The following is an 18,046-nucleotide window of genomic DNA, read 5'->3' as shown; positions in this document are numbered from 1 at the left end:
TCGCTATACTATTGGGCTGGAAAGCTTTCGTCGTTTGTGCAACAGGTCTTATCGTTGCAAAGTCGGCGAATTCATTCTCTAGAGCGATAATTACCGGTAATTATTCATCGCAAAATTTTGATTACAATTGAAGGAAATTCCATGAAAAAGACTCTGTTGATAGCATCGTTGTTGGCTGTTGTTACCCTGGCTGCTTGCGGCAAAAAAGAAGAAGCTGCTGCACCTGCACCAGTTGTTGAAACTCCAGCTCCAGCTGCTACTCCAGCTGCAGAAGCAACTCCAGCACCAGCAGCAGCTCCTGCTGAAGCAGCTCCTGCACCAGCAGCAGCTCCAGCTGAAGCCGCACCTGCAAAATAATCTTTACCGATTATTTAAAAAGCCGACTTTCGAGTCGGCTTTTTTTATGTCCTTAGCAAATCCATTACTACACCCAGAGTAATCATTCATGCTCTTCGTCAGCCCGCTCACATAGCGACCCAGTCAAATCCCTGCTCCTGACACGCAATCCTCACCTCCACCGTAGTCGACTGCAAGGCCCGCGATAGCGCTTGCCCAGCCAGTTCCGGCGTGTTGTTCTGCTGACTCAGATGCGCACCGATCACCATCTTGAGCCGGGATCTATCCAGTGCGCGGAGAATAGCCTCACTGGAATCGTTCGACAAGTGCCCGTAAGCACCGCCGATACGACGCTTCAAAGAAGCGGGATAAACCGAATCTTCGAGCATTTTTCTATCGTGGTTGCACTCCAGAACCAAAGCATCGCAAGCACCCAATGCAGCAATCAGATGCGCCGTCGCTTGTCCCGCATCGGTCAGCACTCCTAACTTGAGCACACCGTCGCTCGCGGCATATTGCAATGGCTCCCGGGCATCGTGAGGAACGGTATAAGGGAAAAACTCCAGGCCTCCAATAGCCAGCTGATCACCGTCGCGGCAAAAATGCAGCTCTACACCCTTGCTGGCCTCGCCGACTGCCTGATAGGTGCCATAACTAAGCCAGACCGGGATTTTATGCCGACGGGCGAATTTAAACGCTCCGCCGACATGATCCGAATGTTCGTGGGTAAGGACAATGCCGGTAATGTCTGCAGGAGTTTTACCGAGTCGCAACAAACGCCGCTCAGTTTCGCGAATACCAAAACCACAATCCAGCATGACCGTTGTTGCGGTCATGCCGGATGTGGTGGAAATGAGCAGAGCGTTGCCTTCGCTGCCGCTACCGAGGCTGGCGAACTTCAACAGCCGCCCGGTGATTGCAAGATGGCGAGCAGGACTTACTTCAGCTGATCGTTCAGCAAGCCCAGTATTTTGTCAGCGGAAGAGGAGATTTCCGGCTGGCCGTTATTGTTTTGCACAGTAATCACGCTACCGTCGCCGCTAGCCTTGATCGCAATACGATATCGCACTGCGCTCTTGTCCTTGTCTTTGCTGCGGGAGAAGATGTTCGATAACCAGCCACTGGATTCTTTATCCTTGGCTTCCACCGCCTGATCGACGTAACGCACAAAATACACCCCTTGCGAACGGTCGCGATCTTCAACAGTGAAACCGACGCGGTCCAGCGCCAAGCCCACACGACGCCATGAACGTTCGAAACTTTCATCGACCTGCACGGAGTTCCCCGCTGGATTTTTAACCAGCTTAGACCGTGCCTGCAAGGTCGGCGCCGTCGCCACGGCAACCTTGGCCTTGGCTTCTTCAGTACCCAGACGCTGCATCAGACGCGACAGAAATTCTGCCTCCAGTCCTGGATCAGAAGGACGTGCGGTCCATACCGAGCTATCTTTCTGAGACCCGGTCAGGACTTCTTCCGCGCCACGATGACTGATGAAAATATCGGTCGAGCCATCTGCATTACGCTCCAGACGCGTGCGGAATTTATCGCGCTCACCGGTCGAATACAGTGAATCGAGCACGCTACCCAAGGCATTGCGAATAAAATCTTGTGGAATCTTGGCGCGGTTTTCCGCCCAATCGGTTTCCATCACGCCGGTTTCGGGCGAATCGATATTGACGACAAAACCGGCATCCTGCCAGAAATCCTTGATTTGAGGCCACAGGACTTCAGGTGCCAGCTTGACTACCAGCCAACGCTGCGAACCATCGCGTTCGACGCGGATATCGCCGTTCGTTTTCGGCGCAATCGCTGCGGCCGTCTCAACCGGCTTTGTCGCTTGGTCCAGGCTGTAGCCGGAAGCCGTTGCCACGCCCTTGTTAGACTCGGGGATAGCGTAGCGATTATCGCGTTGCAACTTGGTCAGATCGGGCGGAATTTCGAGCCGCGGCGTCTTACTTTTTTCAGTCGCGCTTTTATAGTCGATGCGCTCTCCCTCAAGCAGATTGCCGACGGAGGTGCACCCTGCCAGTCCGGCAAGAGCAAGCGCGGCAGCAATGGAGCGTACGGGTATCGCATGTAGGTGAAAATCAGCGTTCTTGCGAATAGTCATATCGTTGCTATAAAAACAGTCAAAAGGAAGCGCATTGAGAGCGAATGAACATCACCGCAACATCAACGCTCGATTATTTTAATACCCCGGATTCGCGCATTGCTGCGCGCACGACCGCGTGAAACGCCTCACCCAACGGTGCCAGCGGCAAACGCATACCGTCTTCGATCAAACCCATTTCAACCATGGCCCATTTCAAAGGCACAGGATTGGGTTCGACAAACAAATTCACATGCAAAGGCAGCATGCGATTATTCAGTTCGATAGTGCGAGCAACATTACCGGACATAGCCGCCACGCACATTTCATGCATGAGACGCGGCATAACATTGGCCGTAACCGAGATATTTCCCTTGCCACCGTACAGCATTAATGCGAATGCAGTCGGATCGTCGCCCGAGTACACGGCAAACGATGCCGGAGCAAGACGGATCAGGTCGGTACCGCGCCCGATATTGCCGGTAGCGTCCTTGACGCCGACAATGCCTGGCACCTTGGCCAGACGCAGGATGGTGTCGTTGCTCATGTCGGCCACGGTACGACCTGGCACATTGTACAAAATGACCGGCAAATCGACTGACTCGGCGATTTTCACGAAGTGCCGGTACATGCCTTCCTGTGTCGGCCGGTTGTAATACGGCACCACTTGCAGCGATGCGTCAGCGCCGACACGTTTGGCGTAAGCGGTCAGCTCGACCGCTTCCGCAGTGGAATTGCCACCAGTGCCGGCAATGACCGGAATCCGCCCGGCGACATGCTCCACGGCGACTTTGATCAGTTCGGAATGCTCTTCTACGGAAACCGTTGGCGACTCGCCCGTAGTACCGACAATCACGATGCCGTCGGTTCCTTCCGTAATATGCCAATCAATCAGCTTGCGCAAACCTGGGAAATCGAGACTGCCATCAGGGTGCATGGGCGTGACGATGGCGACTATGCTGCCGTTAATCATGTTGAGGCCATCATGTGAACGTTAAAAGAATGATTGTAGCGGATAGCCGCTCCCGTTGGGCGAATGTTCACCAGAGCTTACATTGCTTAATAACCAAGGCCCATGGCTTCGCGCACATCGCGCATCGTATCCTGCGCCAGCTTGCGGGCGGTATCGCAACCGTCCGCGATGATTGCCCGCACCAGACTAGGATCATCAATATACTGCTGAGCGCGCTCAAGCATCGGTTGCTGTTCTTTCAGGATGCTGTCGATCACCGGTTGCTTGCATTCCAGACAACCGATACCGGCCGAGCGACATCCCTTGTCAGCCCACTCCCTGACAGCCAGATCCGAATACACCAGATGAAATTGCCAGACCGGGCATTTTGCCGGATCGCCAGGATCGGCGCGGCGCACCCGCGCCGGGTCCGTCGGCATAGTGCGTATCTTGCGGGTAACGCTGTCCGCGTCTTCGCGCAAGGCAATCGCGTTACCGTAACTCTTGGACATCTTGGCGCCATCCAGTCCCGGCAGACGCGATGCTTCCGTCAGCAAGGCCTGAGGCTCGGTCAGAATCAGCTTGCGGCTGCCTTCCAGATAACCGAACAAACGCTCGCGGTCGATCATCGACAGGTTTTGCGCTTCATCGAGCATGGCCTTGGCCTGCGCCAATGCTTCGTCATCGCCCTGCTCCTGAAACTGCGTGCGCAGCTCCAGATACAACTTGGCGCGCTTGCCACCGAGTTTTCTGACGGCTTCCCGTGCTTTTTCCTCGAAGCCTTTTTCCTTGCCGTACAAATGATTAAACCGGCGCGAAATTTCGCGCATCATTTCGATATGCGGAATCTGGTCGTCGCCCACAGGCACCTGGCTAGCGCGATAAATCAGCACATCCGCAGCCTGCAGCAAGGGATAACCAAGAAAGCCGTAAGTGGCCAGATCACGGTCAGCCAGTTTTTCCTGCTGATCCTTGTAAGTCGGCACCCGTTCCAGCCAGCCCAATGGCGTGGCCATGGACAGCAGCAAATGCAGCTCCGCATGCTCCGGTATCCGCGACTGGATGAATAAGGTGGATTGCGACGGATCGACGCCCGAGGCCAGCCAGTCGATCACCATTTCCCAGGTACTGTGTTCGATCACGCTAGGATCGTCGTAATGCGTGGTCAGCGCATGCCAGTCGGCAACGAAAAACAGGCAAGGCAATTCGGATTGCAGCCTGACCCAGTTTTTCAGCGCGCCGTGATAGTGGCCAAGGTGCAGTGCGCCCGTGGGGCGCATGCCGGAAACGACGCGGTCAGGATACATAGTGGGAAGTGGTCAATTAAAAAGAAAAGTGAGTGGATAGGTAATCAGCTGAAGCAAGCTATTTGCCAGGTACATGACAGGCGCCATCCACCAGAAGTAGATAACCTTCAGCATGACCAGCGCCATAACGATGAAAAAACCGTAGGGTTCAATCTGGGCAAATTTGTAAGCGTATTTAGGGGGAAGCAAGCTGGTCAGAATCCGACCGCCGTCGAGCGGGGGTATGGGAAACAGGTTGAATGCCAGCATCACCAGATTGGTCAGCACGCCGGCTTTGGCCATCAGCATGAAGAAGTCTTCGCTTACATCGAAAATGAACAAGGCATAAATCACCAGCGTCCAGATCAGCGCCATGACGAAGTTGGCCATCGGCCCTGCCAGGGCAACCCAGGCCATGTCGCGCTTGGGTTTGCGCAGCTTGCCGAAATCCAGCGGCACCGGCTTGGCATAACCGAACAGGAAAGCACCGCCAGTGGCAAAGTACAGCACTATCGGAATGGCGATAGTCCCGAAGGGGTCGATGTGTTTGAGGGGGTTGAGACTCATGCGCCCCAGCATGTAGGCAGTGTTGTCGCCGAAATATTTGGCGGCATACGCATGCGCCGCTTCATGCAAGGTAATTGCAAACAGGACGGGCAAGGCATAGACGGCAACCGTCTGAATAAGATCGTTCATGGGGTCGAATTCTAGCAGAGGGAGGCGTCGGCCCGGAAAATGTCATGCCGAAAAGCAAACCGGAGGGGCATTTTCACAAGCCGAAGAGCGCAGCGGCACCACGTCCCTGGCGGATCAGCAGCGGCAGATCGCCGCTCATGTCGATCACGGTAGTCGGCTCCAGACTGCCCGCGCCGCTGTCGATGACCAGTTCAATCTGACGCTCCAATCTGACGCGGATATCCTCCGCATCGCTGAGCGCCATCTCCTCGCCCGGCAGGATCAGCGTGGTGCCGATCAACGGCTGGCCCAGCTCCTCCAGCAAGGCCAGCGCCACGGCGCTTTCCGGCACGCGCAAACCGATGGTTTTACGCGACGGATGGCTCAGGCGACGCGGCACTTCCTTGGTCGCTTCCAGAATGAAGGTATAAGGTCCCGGCGTACCCACTTTGAGCAGACGGTACTGACGATTATCCACCTTGGCGTATTGCGAAATTTCACTCAGATCGCGGCACAGCAGCGTCAGGTGGTGCTTGTCGTCAACGCCGCGCAGGCGACGCACGCGTTCCACCGCGTCCTTGTTATCAAGCTGGCAAACCAGCGCGTAACAGGAATCGGTAGGCAGCGCGACAATGCCGCCGCTATGGATGATCTGGGCCGCCTGCTTGATCAGTCGCGACTGCGGATTATCGGGGTGAATCTGGAAAAATTGACTCATGGTGCTAACGCAACCTTTTATTCAATACTTCAAAAATAGGACTTAGGCAAAAGGCCGCTGGCTAGGCGCATTGTCGTAGACAGTACGAACAGCACGGCAAGGCGATGCAACAACGCCAGCGCCCTTTTGCGTAAGTCCCGCAAAAGAAAACGGCGGCCATGCCGCCGTATTACTACTCTGTCACGCCCGAGCAGCGAATCTGTGCGTCCTCAGACTTGTCCACGTAAAGCGGCGATCCGCTCTTCCAGCGGCGGATGACTGGAAAACAAGGCGCTGAAACCCGGCTTGTCATTAATGCCCATCGCCGCCATTGCCTCGGGCAAACCACTGGCCGAGACGCCGCCGAGTCGCGCCAGAGCATTCATCATCGGCTGCGGCGAACCCAACAAACGGGCCGAACCAGCATCGGCGCGGAACTCTCTATGCCGCGAAAACCACGCAACGATCATCGAGGCGCCTATACCGAAAACGACCTGGCACACCAGCACCGTGACCATATAGCCGATGCCCGGCCCACGATCATCATTGCGCGACAGGGCGCGATCGACAGCGTAACCCACCACGCGTGACAGAAAGACCACGAAGGTATTGACCACGCCCTGCACCAGCGTCATCGTGACCATGTCGCCGTTGGCGATGTGGGCGATTTCATGGCCGAGCACGGCCTCCACTTCCTGCTGGGTCATGCCTTGCAGCAAGCCGGTCGATACCGCCACTAAGGCAGAATCCTTGAACGCGCCGGTAGCGAAAGCATTCGGCTCGCCATCGTAGACGGCCACTTCCGGCATCGCGATACCGGCGCGCTGCGCCAGTGTTGCCACCGTATTGAGCAACCAGACTTCGGTGGCATTGGCCGGGGTGACGATCACTTGCGCCCCGGTCGACCATTTGGCCATGGGCTTGCTGATCAGCAAGGAAATAATGGAGCCGGTAAAACCAACCACCAGCGAAAACACCAGCAACATCGGCAAATTCAGACCGGCGCTGGTCAGGAAGCGGTCGACACCGAGCAGTGACAAGACAACACTCATGACGACCAGCACCGCAATATTGGTCGCGAGGAACAGGAAGATGCGTTTCATGGGAATACTCCTCTGGGGCCACTCAATGAAAGAGCACCTTAGATGCGGCGAATCAGGCCATTTTCAAGAGGAAGGGGTTTCCGGTGAAGCGCTTGCCACCGCTAAGCCGCCGCCATATCCCAGTCATGCCAGACCGGTTTCAGACCCGGCGGCAAGGGCGGCAGCCCGCCCAAATCGATGCGTGACTCGCTGGGACCGTGGAAGTCGGAACCGCATGAAGCCAGGAAACCATAATGACGTGCCACACGCGCATATTCCTCGTACTGGTTAGGGAAATGACTGCCCGTCACAACTTCGATCGCGGTTCCGCCATAGTCACGGAAGCAATCGAACAAAGCACCGAATTCCACCAGACTGAATTTGTAGCGCCCCGGATGCGCAATCACCGCTATGCCGCCCGCACCGAGAATCCAGCCTACCGCCTGCTCCAGCGAGGCCCAGCGATGCGTTACATAGCCCGGCTTGCCCTCGATCAGATAATTGGCAAACACGGTTTTGGTATCCGCGCACACGCCCTGCTCGACCAGATAGCGCGCGAAGTGCGTGCGCGAAATCAGATCAGGATTGCCAACATGCCGCAAAGCACCTTCAAAGGCACCGACGATGCCCACCTTCTCCAGCTGCGCCGCCATATCGCGTGCGCGGCGCTCACGGCCGTTGCGGGTATCGGCCAGACCTTGCACCAGCGCGGCATTGGTTTCATCGATACGTAAACCGACGATGTGAACTGTCTGCCCGGCCCAGGTGACGGAAATTTCCACGCCGGTTACATAGCGCAATCCAAGTTCCTCCGCCGTCGCCCGCGCTACCGCAATACCACCGACTTCATCGTGATCTGTCAGCGCCCAGACATCGACGCCATTGGCCTTGGCGCGTGTAGCCACCAACGCCGGCGTCAGCATGCCGTCGGAGATATTGGAATGACAATGCAGGTCGAAATTGAGCATGTTTTTGAAAAAAAATTGGCGCACGTAGCAAATCGCTGCATACCGATAAAAGCGATAAAAAGCGGCAAAAAGCAATCGGACAGGGGAAATTCATTGTACGCCGCATTGCCAAGGCTTGCGGGGCGCGGGCTTAAGCCAGGAATTAAGCCAGGAATTGAGCCAGGAACTAAGCCAGAAAATCCTCGATGGCTTTCGCCAGCAATGCCGGCTGATCGTGATGCACCATATGACCGGCATCGGCCACCATCAAAAACCGGGCATCGGCCAGCCAAGCAATGCGGCGATCGATTTCCTCGCGTGCGCCGCCTTTCTCGCCAAACCACTGCCACAGCGAGCTTTCTTGCGCCTCGACACACAACACCGGCGCACGGATAGCGCGCCAGAAGGCTTCCATTTCATCGAGCCGGTGCAGCACCGGATTGATGCGCTTGTGCGCCGGGTCGCCGAGGATGGTCCACTGCCCTTGCGCGTCCGGCGCGGCCCAATGCTGCGACAGGAAAGCCGCGCGCGCATCGGTGAGGTGAGAATTGTTTTTTTGCAAACGACGCGCCACGTCGGCCTGGCTGGCATAGGGAGCCAGTTGCTGCGGTTGCCGTAATTCTTCCAGCCAGCGGGCGTAGCGGGCAGGTGCTTTCGACGCGGCAATTTCGCGCAAACCGAAACCTTCCAGATTGACCAGCTTGCGCACGCGCTCGGGGCGCGTACCGGCATACAGACTGGCGACATTGCCGCCCATGCTGTGACCGACCAGAGTCACGGCCCGCTCTGGAGAATAATGATGCAGGATGGCATCCAGATCGCCCAGATAATCGGGTATCCAGTAAGCGTCTGTGGCGGGGTACTGGGTCAGGCCAAAACCGCGCCAGTCGGGGGCAATCACATACCAGTCGCGTTGCAATTCATCGACCAGAAACTGAAAGGAAGCCGAGACATCCATCCAGCCGTGCAGCATGAACAAGACCGGCATGCCCGGCTCGCCCCACTGGCGCAGGTGATAGCGCAAACCGCGCACGTCCAGGAATTCGCTGCGGGAAGATTTCATCGGAGGGGCGCTTTGGACGTAGAAAGAATCGTCCAGTATAGCGGTTGACAGACATCCTGCCGGGCCGGGCGACTATTGCAGGTAGCGACTCAGATCAAACGAAGAACGCACGCCAATCCGGCTGTAATGCTCTTTCAGCCACAGCTCGGCGCGATCGCGTCCCTGCTCGAACAGATCGCTCAGGAAGCTCGCGCGGACATCCATTTTGCTGGAGGCATTCAACTCGCTCATGGTGTCGTTGGCATCGATGACATGCATGTTCAGGTTACGCAAGCGGCGTTCCAGCGAACCGAAAGCAAACATGCCGCGTTCGGCTTCGCGCTTGGCCAGCGCCAGACCGCCCAGTTCCGCAAAAAAAGCGGCGCTGAAACCGATTTCGCTAATGCGCTGGACAATCGCTTCGGCAGTCACCGGATTGTCCGGCCGACGACATGGATGCAGTAGCAGCACCATGATGTCGCGCGCGCCGCACAGATGCAGCAAAGGAAAAATCGGCGGATTGGCGGTAAATCCGCCGTCCCAGTAAATTTCACCGTCGATCGTGATCGGATGATGCACCGACGGCAGGCAGGCCGAGGCGAGCAGGCTGTCGAGCGTCAGTTGCTGATTGCGAAAAATCTTCAGCGTGCCGGTGCTCACTTGCGTGGCGGCGATGAACAGCTTGAGTGCAGACGGCTGACGCAAACGTTCAAAATCGATTTGCGCCACCAGCATGTCGCGCAGCGGATTGACGTTGAACGGATTGAGTTGCGTCGGCGCAAAAAAACGGCTCATCGTCAGATAGGCGTCCATGATTCCCGGCGTCACGCTGGAGGTGACCGAGGGCAGAATGCCCTGCCCAAATCCACTGAAATCCGGAGCAGTAAAAAATTGCGTGTCCTGAGTACCCAGACCGCCCCAGAATCGGGCCAGTGCTGCGCGTGCGCCGTCGCGGCCGTTTTCCAGATAACCATGCGCCATCACCACCGCATTCATCGCCCCGGCGCTGGCCCCGCTGACGCCCTCGATATCGATACGACCGTCTTCCAGCAGGCGGTCCAGCACGCCCCAGGTGTACGCGCCATGCGAACCGCCGCCTTGCAGCGCCAGCGTTACGATTTTGTTTGGCATAGATTCCAGAGTCTCGTTGAGCAACACATCGTGGGAAGCAAGACGCGGCCTTACGGTCGCTTCTCTCTTATACTGTCTGCTTTAGGGCATGTTGAGCAAAACCAGGCGCTGATTGTTATCGAAACTAACATGAATCAAGAACGCCCGACCGGAAAAATATAAAAGGACGATGTATGCGCAAGGTGCTGGGACCCGCTGTGGTCACGCTGATATTTCGTAGTCTGGCCTGGCTGCCCTTGTCGCTGTTGCAGGCGCTGGGAGCCTGCGTCGGCTGGCTGACCTGGCAATTTCCGGGCACCTACAAACGCCGTGCTGAAGAAAATTTTTCCCGCGCCTTCCCTTCGAGCAATGCTTCGATGCACCGCGCCGCCATGTTATCGGTCGGCAAAATGATGCTGGAAATGCCCTATTGGTGGGTCAGACGTAACGAGGCGCAATTGAATCGTCAGGTGGAATGCAAGGAATGGCAGCTGTTTGACGCCGCCTTGCAAAGCGGCAAAGGCGTTATCCTGCTATCGCCGCATGTGGGGTGCTTCGAGTTGCTCGGCCCGATTTATAGCAGCCGGCACAAGTCCACGGTTCTCTTTCGTCCACCACGGCAGATCTGGCTGCAAGCCTGGATCGTCAAAATGCGTTCGCGCCCGCAGCTCACGATGGCCCCGGCCAATTTGTCGGGCGTCAGAACGCTGGTCAAGACCCTGCTGCGGGGACAAACCATAGGCATCCTGCCGGATCAGGTGCCGACGCTGGGCGAAGGCGTGTGGGCCCCCTTCTTTGGCCGGCCCGCGTACACCATGACGCTGGTGCAGCGCTTGCAAAGTCTGTCAGGCGCGACCATTTTCATTATCGGTGCGGAGCGCAAAGGGATAGGCCGCGGTTATCGTCTGCACATCCATCCGATGCCGCAGCCCTTGTCGGCCGATCCGGTCAGCGCCGCGACTGAAATCAACCATCAGATGGAAGAAATGATTCGCCGCATGCCGACCCAGTACCTGTGGGGTTACAACCGTTACAAAACACCGGCATCCTGATTGCTGAAGCAACAAAGTCAGACCTTGAACCATTTCCCGTTGGTCATTTATCTGGAGAAACATGAAGTCCATTTGCGTTTATTGCGGTTCCTCCCCCGGCGCTTCGCCGGTTTATGCTGAAGCTGCGCGCGCGCTGGCAGGACAGATGGTGCAAGAAAATATTGCCCTGGTTTACGGCGGCGGCAATGTCGGGCTGATGGGCATCGTGGCCAGCGAAGTCATGCGGCTGGGCGGCCAGGCGACCGGCGTGATTCCGCATGCGCTGCTGGACAAGGAACTGGGACATCACGGGCTGACCGAACTGCATGTGGTCAAGGACATGCACGAACGCAAGGCCTTGATGGCGGAATTGTCGGACGGATTTATCGCCATGCCGGGCGGCATGGGAACGCTGGAAGAGTTATTCGAAGTGCTGACCTGGGCCCAGCTCGGCTTTCACGCCAAACCGGTGGCGCTCTTCAATGTCGATGGATTTTACGGCCTGCTGATTGCCTTCATGGAGCACATGGTGACGCAACGTTTCGTCAGTGCCGAGCAAGCCTTGCTGATGATGCATGAAACGGATGCCGTCGCCCTGATCACCCGACTGCAACAGTTCACGCCCACCTATCGCAGCAAGTGGCACGACCCGGAAGCGGTGCAAAACCTGCTGCCGTAAAAGCCTTATCAGACGCCGCTCACGGCCGTCTGTTGCATGTATTACAGCATGTATTACAGCACATTCAATCCGGCATGGCCTGCCGGAAATCTTCCACCAGATCAGCCGTATCTTCCAGACCCACCGACACCCGGATCAGCGATTCGGCAATGCCCATGGCAGCGCGACGCTCTGCGCCCATTTCGTAAAAAATGGTGTGTGCGACCGGGATAACCAGGGTGCGGGTATCGCCCAGATTGCTGGCGGGAATTGCCAGTTGCAGACGATTCAGGTAATCGAAGCAATCGACTTCCGGCCGCAATTCAAAACTGAGCAGGCTGCCGTAGCTACGGAACAGCTCGGTGGCCAGTGCGTGCTGCGGATGCGATGCCAGTCCCGGGTAATGCACGGCCGCCACATGCGGGTCTGCTTCCAGCATCTGCGCCAGCGCCAGCGCCGTGGTGCATTCGCGTTGCTGACGCAGCGCCATGGTTTCTGCGCCGACGGCAATCTTGTGCGCTGCTTCCGGCCCTAAGGAGGCACCGAAATCGCGCAAGCCCTTGGCGCGGATCTGCGTCATGCCCCACTGCGGAGCGGGATTGCGTCGGTAGTTGGCGGCGATATGCGGATAGCGGGTCCAGTCGTATTCGCCGGTATCGGTCAGCGCGCCACCCAATGCGTTGCCGTGACCGCCAATCGACTTGGTCAGTGAATTGACCACCAGCCCGGCGCCGACCCGTTTCGGCTGAAACAGGTAAGGCGAAGTCATCGTGTTATCGACAATGAACAGAATGCCGCGCGCCCGGCACAGGTCGCCGATACGCTGCATGTCGGCCACCTGCGTGCGCGGATTGGCGATGGTTTCGACAAACACGAGGCGGGTGGCCTCGGTCAGCGCGGCTTCGACATTGGCCACGTCGGTGGCATCGACCATCGACACGCTCACTCCCTGCGCGCCCACGGTTTGCCACAGGCTGTTGGTATTGCCGAACAGAAAAGCCGACGACACCACATGGTCGCCCGCCCGCAACAGACCCTGCACCACCGCACCGATTGCCGCCATGCCGGTAGCGAAGCAGATGGTGGACAAGCCGCCCTCCATGCCGGTGATTTTGTCTTCCAGCGCCGACACCGTCGGGTTGCCCTGACGGCCATAACGATACCCGGATTCCTTGCCCTGAAATACCGAGGCCAGTTGCCGCGCGTCCTTGTAACCGAAGGCTACCGAGGTATGAATAGGCTTGTGCAGCGAGCCATGCTCTATCGATTTTTGGCGGTCGCTGTGCAGGATGGTGGTGGTGAATCCGTATTTTTTTGCTTCAGTCATGATCGGTGGTGTGGCGACAGTAGAGAGAGACAGTAGAGAAAATCAGGGAAAGACATGGCACTTGCTGCACCCGGTACAAAACAGCCCGCATACAGCGGGCCGTTTCTATCCGTCAGCGGGCTGCCAACCGCACTTAATCGTGCTTAATCGTGCTTACTCGTACTTAATCGGCACGCGCCAGATTCAGATTCAGCTGCGAACGCACGGCTTCTTCATTGTAGGGCGTAGGGTTATTACGGGCGAATTCCAGACGATCGAGATAATCGCGGGAAATATCACCGGTAATGTAATTGCCGTCGAAACAGGAAGCCTCGAAATTTTTCAACAACGGATTGGCGTCCGAAATCGAGCGCTTGAGCGCCTCAACGTCCTGATAGACCAGCGCATCGGCAGTAATTTCGCGGCACACTTCTTCGTCGGTACGACCGTAGGCGATCAGCTCGTTACGGGTAGGCATGTCGATGCCATACACGTTCGGAAATTTCACCGGCGGCGCAGCCGAGGCAAAAATCACGCTCCTGGCACCGGAGTCGCGTGCCATCTGCACGATCTCGCGGCTGGTGGTGCCGCGCACGATGGAGTCATCGACCAGCAACACATTCTTGCCCTTGAACTCGGACGCGATGGCATTGAGTTTCTGGCGCACCGATTTTTTACGTACGGCTTGTCCCGGCATCAGGAAGGTGCGGCCGATGTAGCGGTTCTTGATGAAGCCTTCGCGATATTGCAGATTGAGCTTGAGCGCCAGTTCCATCGCTGCCGGCCGCGAGGAATCGGGGATAGGCATGACGACATCGATCTCGCCGTTATGGAATTGCCGACGCACTTTTTCAGCCAGATATTCACCCATTTTGAGGCGGGTGGCGTAGACCGAAGCGCCGTCCATGATCGAATCGGGGCGTGCCATGTAGACGAATTCAAACGCGCAGGGATTGAGCGAAGGATTCTCCGCGCATTGCTGCGTGTGCATCTGGCCATCCTGATCGATGAAGATCGCTTCGCCCGGCTGCACATCGCGCAGGAAGCGGAAACCCAGTCCTTCCAGGGCAACCGATTCGCTGGCAAGCACGTATTCGGTGCCCTTGTCGGTTTCATTGAAACCGATGCACAGGGGGCGAATGCCAAACGGATCGCGGAAACTGATCAGGCCATGGCTGGCGATCTGCGCCACTACGGCGTAGGAACCGCGCACCCGCTTGTGTACCATCGCAACGGCTTTGAACACGGCGACCGGATCGAGCGAATAACCGCTCGTCGATTGCTGTAGTTCATGCGCGAATACGTTGAGCAGCACTTCGGTGTCGGAATCGGTATTGAGATGGCGACGGTCAATCTTGAACAGCTCTATCTTGAGCTGCTCGGCATTGGTCAGATTGCCGTTGTGCGCGAGGATGATGCCGAACGGGGCATTGACGTAAAACGGCTGCGCTTCTTCTTCGCTGGCGGAACCGGCGGTTGGATAGCGCACCTGGCCGATGCCGGTATTGCCGGGCAAGGAGCGCATGTTGCGGGTACGGAAAACATCGCGCACGAGGCCATTGGCTTTGTGCATGAAGAATTTATTGCCATGATTGGTGGCGATACCAGCGGCATCCTGCCCGCGGTGCTGCAAAAGCAGCAAGGCGTCATAAATCAGCTGATTGGCGTTGCCATGAGAATAGACTGCGACGATGCCACACATGGTGGACTCCTAAAAATAAACCGGCGCGCAAAGCCTGCGCCAGGTAGGGGTGTTCAAAAACGGAGGATCAACAGATCTTCAAAACCGGTATTCAAAAATGGATATGCTGCCCAAACTGTCCGGGCAGATAGGGTTTCACCCTTTCGGCCGCCATGACAAAAGCCGGGCTCAGCATCGCATTGGTCCAGAAAGGCTGTTGCGGAATCGAGGTCGTACCGCATAACAAGACCGCTATCACCACAATCACCGCGCCACGCGCCAGACCAAACAAGCCTCCCAGACCCCGATCAGCGACCGACAAGCCGCCAGCCTTGATCACTTCGCTCAAGGCTCTTGTCAGCAGCGCCATCAAGAGCCGTACGCCGATGAACAGCGCAATAAACGCCACGATGAGGCGGGTTGAATTCCCGGGGATCAGGTCGGGCAACATCGTTGCCAGCGGTTCGCAGTAGAGATTGGCAACCGCCAGCGCCGCAACCCAGCTCGCCAGCGACAGCATTTCTTTCGTCAGACCACGCAAAGTACTGATGACAAACGAGCAAAGCAATATGCCCAGCACCAGATAATCGAAAATCGTCACAACAGCCCAGGGTTAAAGGTAGAAAGGCGAGCGATCAGCCAGACAATCACGTCGGCACCAGCGTCCCGTTGAGCCCCAACTTAGCAATCCGGGCGCGCATTTTATCCGCTTCTTCCCGGCTTGCAAACGGGCCAACCCGAATGCGCGTGCGGTCTCCACCTTTGGTTGCTACTTTTTGCGTATAGGTGGCGATCCCGGCTTCGCGCAGTTTGGTGCGCAATTCATCAATTTTTTCCTGAGTCGCCAAAGCTGCCACCTGAATGACGAACTGGCCTGATTTAGCTGCTTCCGCCTTCGGTTTGGCCGGGGCCGATACTGGCTTTCCTTCCAGAATGGCCAGCGCGCGCGCGGTATCGTCGTCTTTTTTGGATGCGGCGGCCGGTGCTTCCGGCTTGCGTGCCTGAGGCTTGACCACTTCTTTTTCAGGTGCCGGCTCTGGAATGGCTATTACCGGTTGCGATTTGGACGCTTGCAGCGGCGATGGCGGTAGCAGTTGTGGCTTCGATGGCACGACGGCGGCATCAGACTCCCGCGCAAGCGGCTCCGAAGCGGCCAAGTCGTCCACGGCTTCTTTTTGCGCTGCGCCGGAGGCGGCAGCGGTCAATGGCTTGTCGTCTGCGGTCGCGGGCAAGTCCTTGGACGGTAACTGGATTTCGATATTGCCGGGCGCTTGCTTTGGCTCGGAATCGAGAATCATGGGCAGGATAATCACGACCGCCAGTACCAGCGCGACAGCGCCGATAAGGCGACGGCGTGCACGTTTTTTTTCCGGCAGCATAGGATCGGCCGCATCTTCCCTGGCACTACGGGAGTTTTTGACAGGTTTGCCGCGCACGGCGCCTCGGATGGCCACAGACTCGTCGTCGGAGCGCGAACGAAACTCGCGCTGACTGGTAGCAGTCTGCGGCTTGTTTTTGCGAAAAAACGAGAACAAGCCCATGGAGTATCTGATGAATAAATTAATAAAACCGGATAAACCGGATTAATAGCACCCAGGAAAATCCCGGGCCGGCGAGAACAACAGAGCAAGGACAGGACGAGAGCAAGGACAAGGACAAAACAAAAAACGAAACGTCCTCATGAAACCAGACAGCACGGCTGCTTCGTCACAGCCCCGACGCCCCTTCGACGCCATTCTTTAGTGAAATGCCGTGTTGCGTGCTTGCATCGCCCCGGCAACCGTGAGGAAGGACCCAAAAACCACGATTCTATCATTCTCACCGGCCCGGCCGAGCGCATTTGTGAAAGCCGCCCCCGGCGAGGCAAAGCCCTCAATCGTGCAAGAAGTATCCCGCGTTTGTTGCGGCGTCACCCCGGCCGCCAGCAATGTTTCCGTAAGCTGTGCGACGCTCGCCGCGCGTGCGACGGGCAGCTCGGTCAGACACCAGTGGTCGATCCGTCCCGCCAGCTGCTTGATCATGCCCTCGATATCCTTGTCCTGCATCGCGCCGAAAACGGCATAGGTGTAAGGATGGAATCCCATATTGTCGAGATTCTGCCCCAGCGTGGCGGCGGCATGTGGGTTATGCGCCACATCCAGCACCACCAGCGGTTGCCCGGCCAGAACCTGAAAGCGCCCCGGTAGTTCGACCGTGGCCAGACCGGTACGCACGTCTTGCGCGCCAACCGGCAGGCGGAACTGCAAGGCCTCCAGCGCCGCCAGCGCGGCAGCGGCATTGAGCAACTGATTCGCGCCGCGCAGACTTGGATAAGCCAGCGAATTACGGCGCAATTCGCGGCCGCCGTAAGCCCACTGCTGCTGGTCGCCGGAGTAATTGAAGTCACGGCCCATGAGCCAGAGATCGGCACCGATGGCCTCGGCGTGCTTGATCAGCGACTCCGGCGGCAGCGGGTCGCCGCAGACGGCGATTTTTCCGGCGCGGAAGATGCCGGCTTTTTCCAGCGCAATGGCTTCGCGTGTGGTGCCGAGATATTCCGTGTGGTCAATATCGATGCTGGTCACAATGGCGACGTCGGCATCAATCACATTGACCGCATCCAGCCTGCCGCCCAGCCCGACTTCGAGGATCACCACGTCGAGTTGCGCGTCGGCCAGCAATTTCATGATGGCCAGCGTAGTGAATTCGAAATACGTCAGCGAGATTTCACCACGCGCCGTTTCGACCTGGTTGAAGACCTTCAGCAGCGCTTCATCGGAGCAGGAAGCGCCGCCAATACGGGCGCGCTCGTTGAATTCGAGAAAATGTGGCTTGATGTACAAGCCCACCTGATAACCGGCGCGCAAGAAAATCGACTCCAGCATGGCGCAGGTCGAGCCTTTGCCATTGGTGCCGGCAACGGAAATGACCGGGCAGGAAAAATCAATTCCCAATTGCTGTTTGACCTGACCGACGCGTTCCAGCCCCATGTCGATGGACTTGGTGTGCCGGGTTTCGAGCAGCGTCAGCCACTCGGCAAGCGTAGCGGGACGGGCGGAACCGGAAGAAGCAGAAACGGGGGGGCTTGTGGGCATGATAGGGAGGTGATCAGTCCCGCCGCAGCGGGAGCTGGCAAATCAAAGACGCTGAGGGGAAGAAAAAGCCGTCCCTCAGC

Annotated in this window: 18 protein-coding genes; 3 read left to right on the top strand and 15 right to left on the bottom strand. The window is 57.4% G+C overall.

Annotated elements, in window-relative coordinates; all coding sequences use genetic code 11:
- Window positions 1-141: 141 nt before the first annotated feature.
- Window positions 142-357 carry a hypothetical protein gene (locus tag RGU70_RS06970; protein WP_322208668.1) on the top strand — a complete coding sequence of 72 codons (216 nt, stop codon included), beginning with the start codon at window positions 142-144 and terminating at the stop codon, window positions 355-357.
- 107 nt (window positions 358-464) lie between these two features.
- On the opposite strand, the gene RGU70_RS06965 is transcribed toward RGU70_RS06970, so the two are convergent.
- From RGU70_RS06965 to RGU70_RS06920, 10 genes are all read right to left on the bottom strand, one after another.
- On the bottom strand, window positions 465-1,238 hold the full coding sequence (locus tag RGU70_RS06965) for an MBL fold metallo-hydrolase (RefSeq protein ID WP_322208667.1): 774 nt from the start codon (window positions 1,236-1,238) through the stop codon (window positions 465-467).
- Window positions 1,239-1,273: 35 nt separating this feature from the next.
- On the bottom strand, window positions 1,274-2,446 hold the full coding sequence (gene bamC, locus RGU70_RS06960; RefSeq protein ID WP_322208666.1) for an outer membrane protein assembly factor BamC: 1,173 nt from the start codon (window positions 2,444-2,446) through the stop codon (window positions 1,274-1,276).
- Window positions 2,447-2,519: 73 nt separating this feature from the next.
- Window positions 2,520-3,398, bottom strand: a complete 879-nt coding sequence (dapA, locus tag RGU70_RS06955; RefSeq protein WP_322208665.1) for a 4-hydroxy-tetrahydrodipicolinate synthase — start codon at window positions 3,396-3,398, stop codon at window positions 2,520-2,522.
- 86 nt (window positions 3,399-3,484) lie between these two features.
- Window positions 3,485-4,684 carry a tryptophan--tRNA ligase gene (locus RGU70_RS06950; protein WP_322208664.1) on the bottom strand — a complete coding sequence of 400 codons (1,200 nt, stop codon included), beginning with the start codon at window positions 4,682-4,684 and terminating at the stop codon, window positions 3,485-3,487.
- A gap of 12 nt (window positions 4,685-4,696) precedes the next feature.
- Window positions 4,697-5,359 (bottom strand): site-2 protease family protein, encoded by a 663-nt coding sequence (locus RGU70_RS06945; protein ID WP_322208663.1) that lies wholly within the window; start codon window positions 5,357-5,359, stop codon window positions 4,697-4,699.
- 73 nt (window positions 5,360-5,432) lie between these two features.
- The gene (locus tag RGU70_RS06940; RefSeq protein ID WP_322208662.1) at window positions 5,433-6,056 is read right to left on the bottom strand and encodes an L-threonylcarbamoyladenylate synthase; all 624 of its coding nucleotides are present in this window, start codon (window positions 6,054-6,056) and stop codon (window positions 5,433-5,435) included.
- 209 nt (window positions 6,057-6,265) lie between these two features.
- Window positions 6,266-7,138, bottom strand: coding sequence for a protease HtpX (gene htpX / locus RGU70_RS06935; RefSeq protein WP_322208661.1), 873 nt, complete (start codon window positions 7,136-7,138; stop codon window positions 6,266-6,268).
- Between the two features lie 101 nt (window positions 7,139-7,239).
- Complete coding sequence (locus tag RGU70_RS06930) at window positions 7,240-8,085, bottom strand: 3',5'-nucleoside bisphosphate phosphatase (protein ID WP_322210729.1); 846 nt, start codon at window positions 8,083-8,085, stop codon at window positions 7,240-7,242.
- A 166-nt stretch (window positions 8,086-8,251) separates the two neighbouring features.
- Window positions 8,252-9,127 carry an alpha/beta hydrolase gene (locus RGU70_RS06925; RefSeq protein ID WP_322208660.1) on the bottom strand — a complete coding sequence of 292 codons (876 nt, stop codon included), beginning with the start codon at window positions 9,125-9,127 and terminating at the stop codon, window positions 8,252-8,254.
- A 72-nt stretch (window positions 9,128-9,199) separates the two neighbouring features.
- Window positions 9,200-10,237 (bottom strand): patatin-like phospholipase family protein, encoded by a 1,038-nt coding sequence (locus RGU70_RS06920; protein WP_322208659.1) that lies wholly within the window; start codon window positions 10,235-10,237, stop codon window positions 9,200-9,202.
- 173 nt (window positions 10,238-10,410) lie between these two features.
- Between RGU70_RS06920 and RGU70_RS06915 the strand changes: the two genes are divergently transcribed.
- A complete protein-coding gene (locus tag RGU70_RS06915) occupies window positions 10,411-11,268 on the top strand; it encodes a lysophospholipid acyltransferase family protein (protein WP_322208658.1) in 858 nt (285 codons plus the stop codon).
- A gap of 61 nt (window positions 11,269-11,329) precedes the next feature.
- The gene (locus tag RGU70_RS06910; RefSeq protein WP_322208657.1) at window positions 11,330-11,926 is read left to right on the top strand and encodes a TIGR00730 family Rossman fold protein; all 597 of its coding nucleotides are present in this window, start codon (window positions 11,330-11,332) and stop codon (window positions 11,924-11,926) included.
- Window positions 11,927-11,990: 64 nt separating this feature from the next.
- Here RGU70_RS06910 and RGU70_RS06905 read toward each other — a convergent pair whose 3' ends face one another.
- The 5 genes from RGU70_RS06905 to folC all read right to left on the bottom strand — a co-directional run bounded on the left by RGU70_RS06905 (window position 11,991) and on the right by folC (window position 17,966).
- Window positions 11,991-13,232, bottom strand: coding sequence for a cystathionine gamma-synthase family protein (locus RGU70_RS06905; protein WP_322208656.1), 1,242 nt, complete (start codon window positions 13,230-13,232; stop codon window positions 11,991-11,993).
- Window positions 13,233-13,395: 163 nt separating this feature from the next.
- Window positions 13,396-14,913 carry an amidophosphoribosyltransferase gene (purF, locus tag RGU70_RS06900; protein ID WP_322208655.1) on the bottom strand — a complete coding sequence of 506 codons (1,518 nt, stop codon included), beginning with the start codon at window positions 14,911-14,913 and terminating at the stop codon, window positions 13,396-13,398.
- 91 nt (window positions 14,914-15,004) lie between these two features.
- Window positions 15,005-15,493, bottom strand: coding sequence for a CvpA family protein (locus RGU70_RS06895; protein ID WP_322208654.1), 489 nt, complete (start codon window positions 15,491-15,493; stop codon window positions 15,005-15,007).
- Window positions 15,494-15,539: 46 nt separating this feature from the next.
- On the bottom strand, window positions 15,540-16,433 hold the full coding sequence (locus RGU70_RS06890) for an SPOR domain-containing protein (RefSeq protein WP_322208653.1): 894 nt from the start codon (window positions 16,431-16,433) through the stop codon (window positions 15,540-15,542).
- Between the two features lie 198 nt (window positions 16,434-16,631).
- The gene (folC, locus tag RGU70_RS06885; protein WP_322208652.1) at window positions 16,632-17,966 is read right to left on the bottom strand and encodes a bifunctional tetrahydrofolate synthase/dihydrofolate synthase; all 1,335 of its coding nucleotides are present in this window, start codon (window positions 17,964-17,966) and stop codon (window positions 16,632-16,634) included.
- Window positions 17,967-18,046 lie beyond the last annotated feature (80 nt).

The organism is Herbaspirillum sp. RTI4 (assembly GCF_034313965.1).
Lineage (GTDB): Bacteria > Pseudomonadota > Gammaproteobacteria > Burkholderiales > Burkholderiaceae_D > Herbaspirillum.
The sequence above is the reverse complement of the archived record's forward strand: the minus strand, read 5'-3'. Positions and strand labels throughout refer to the sequence as shown.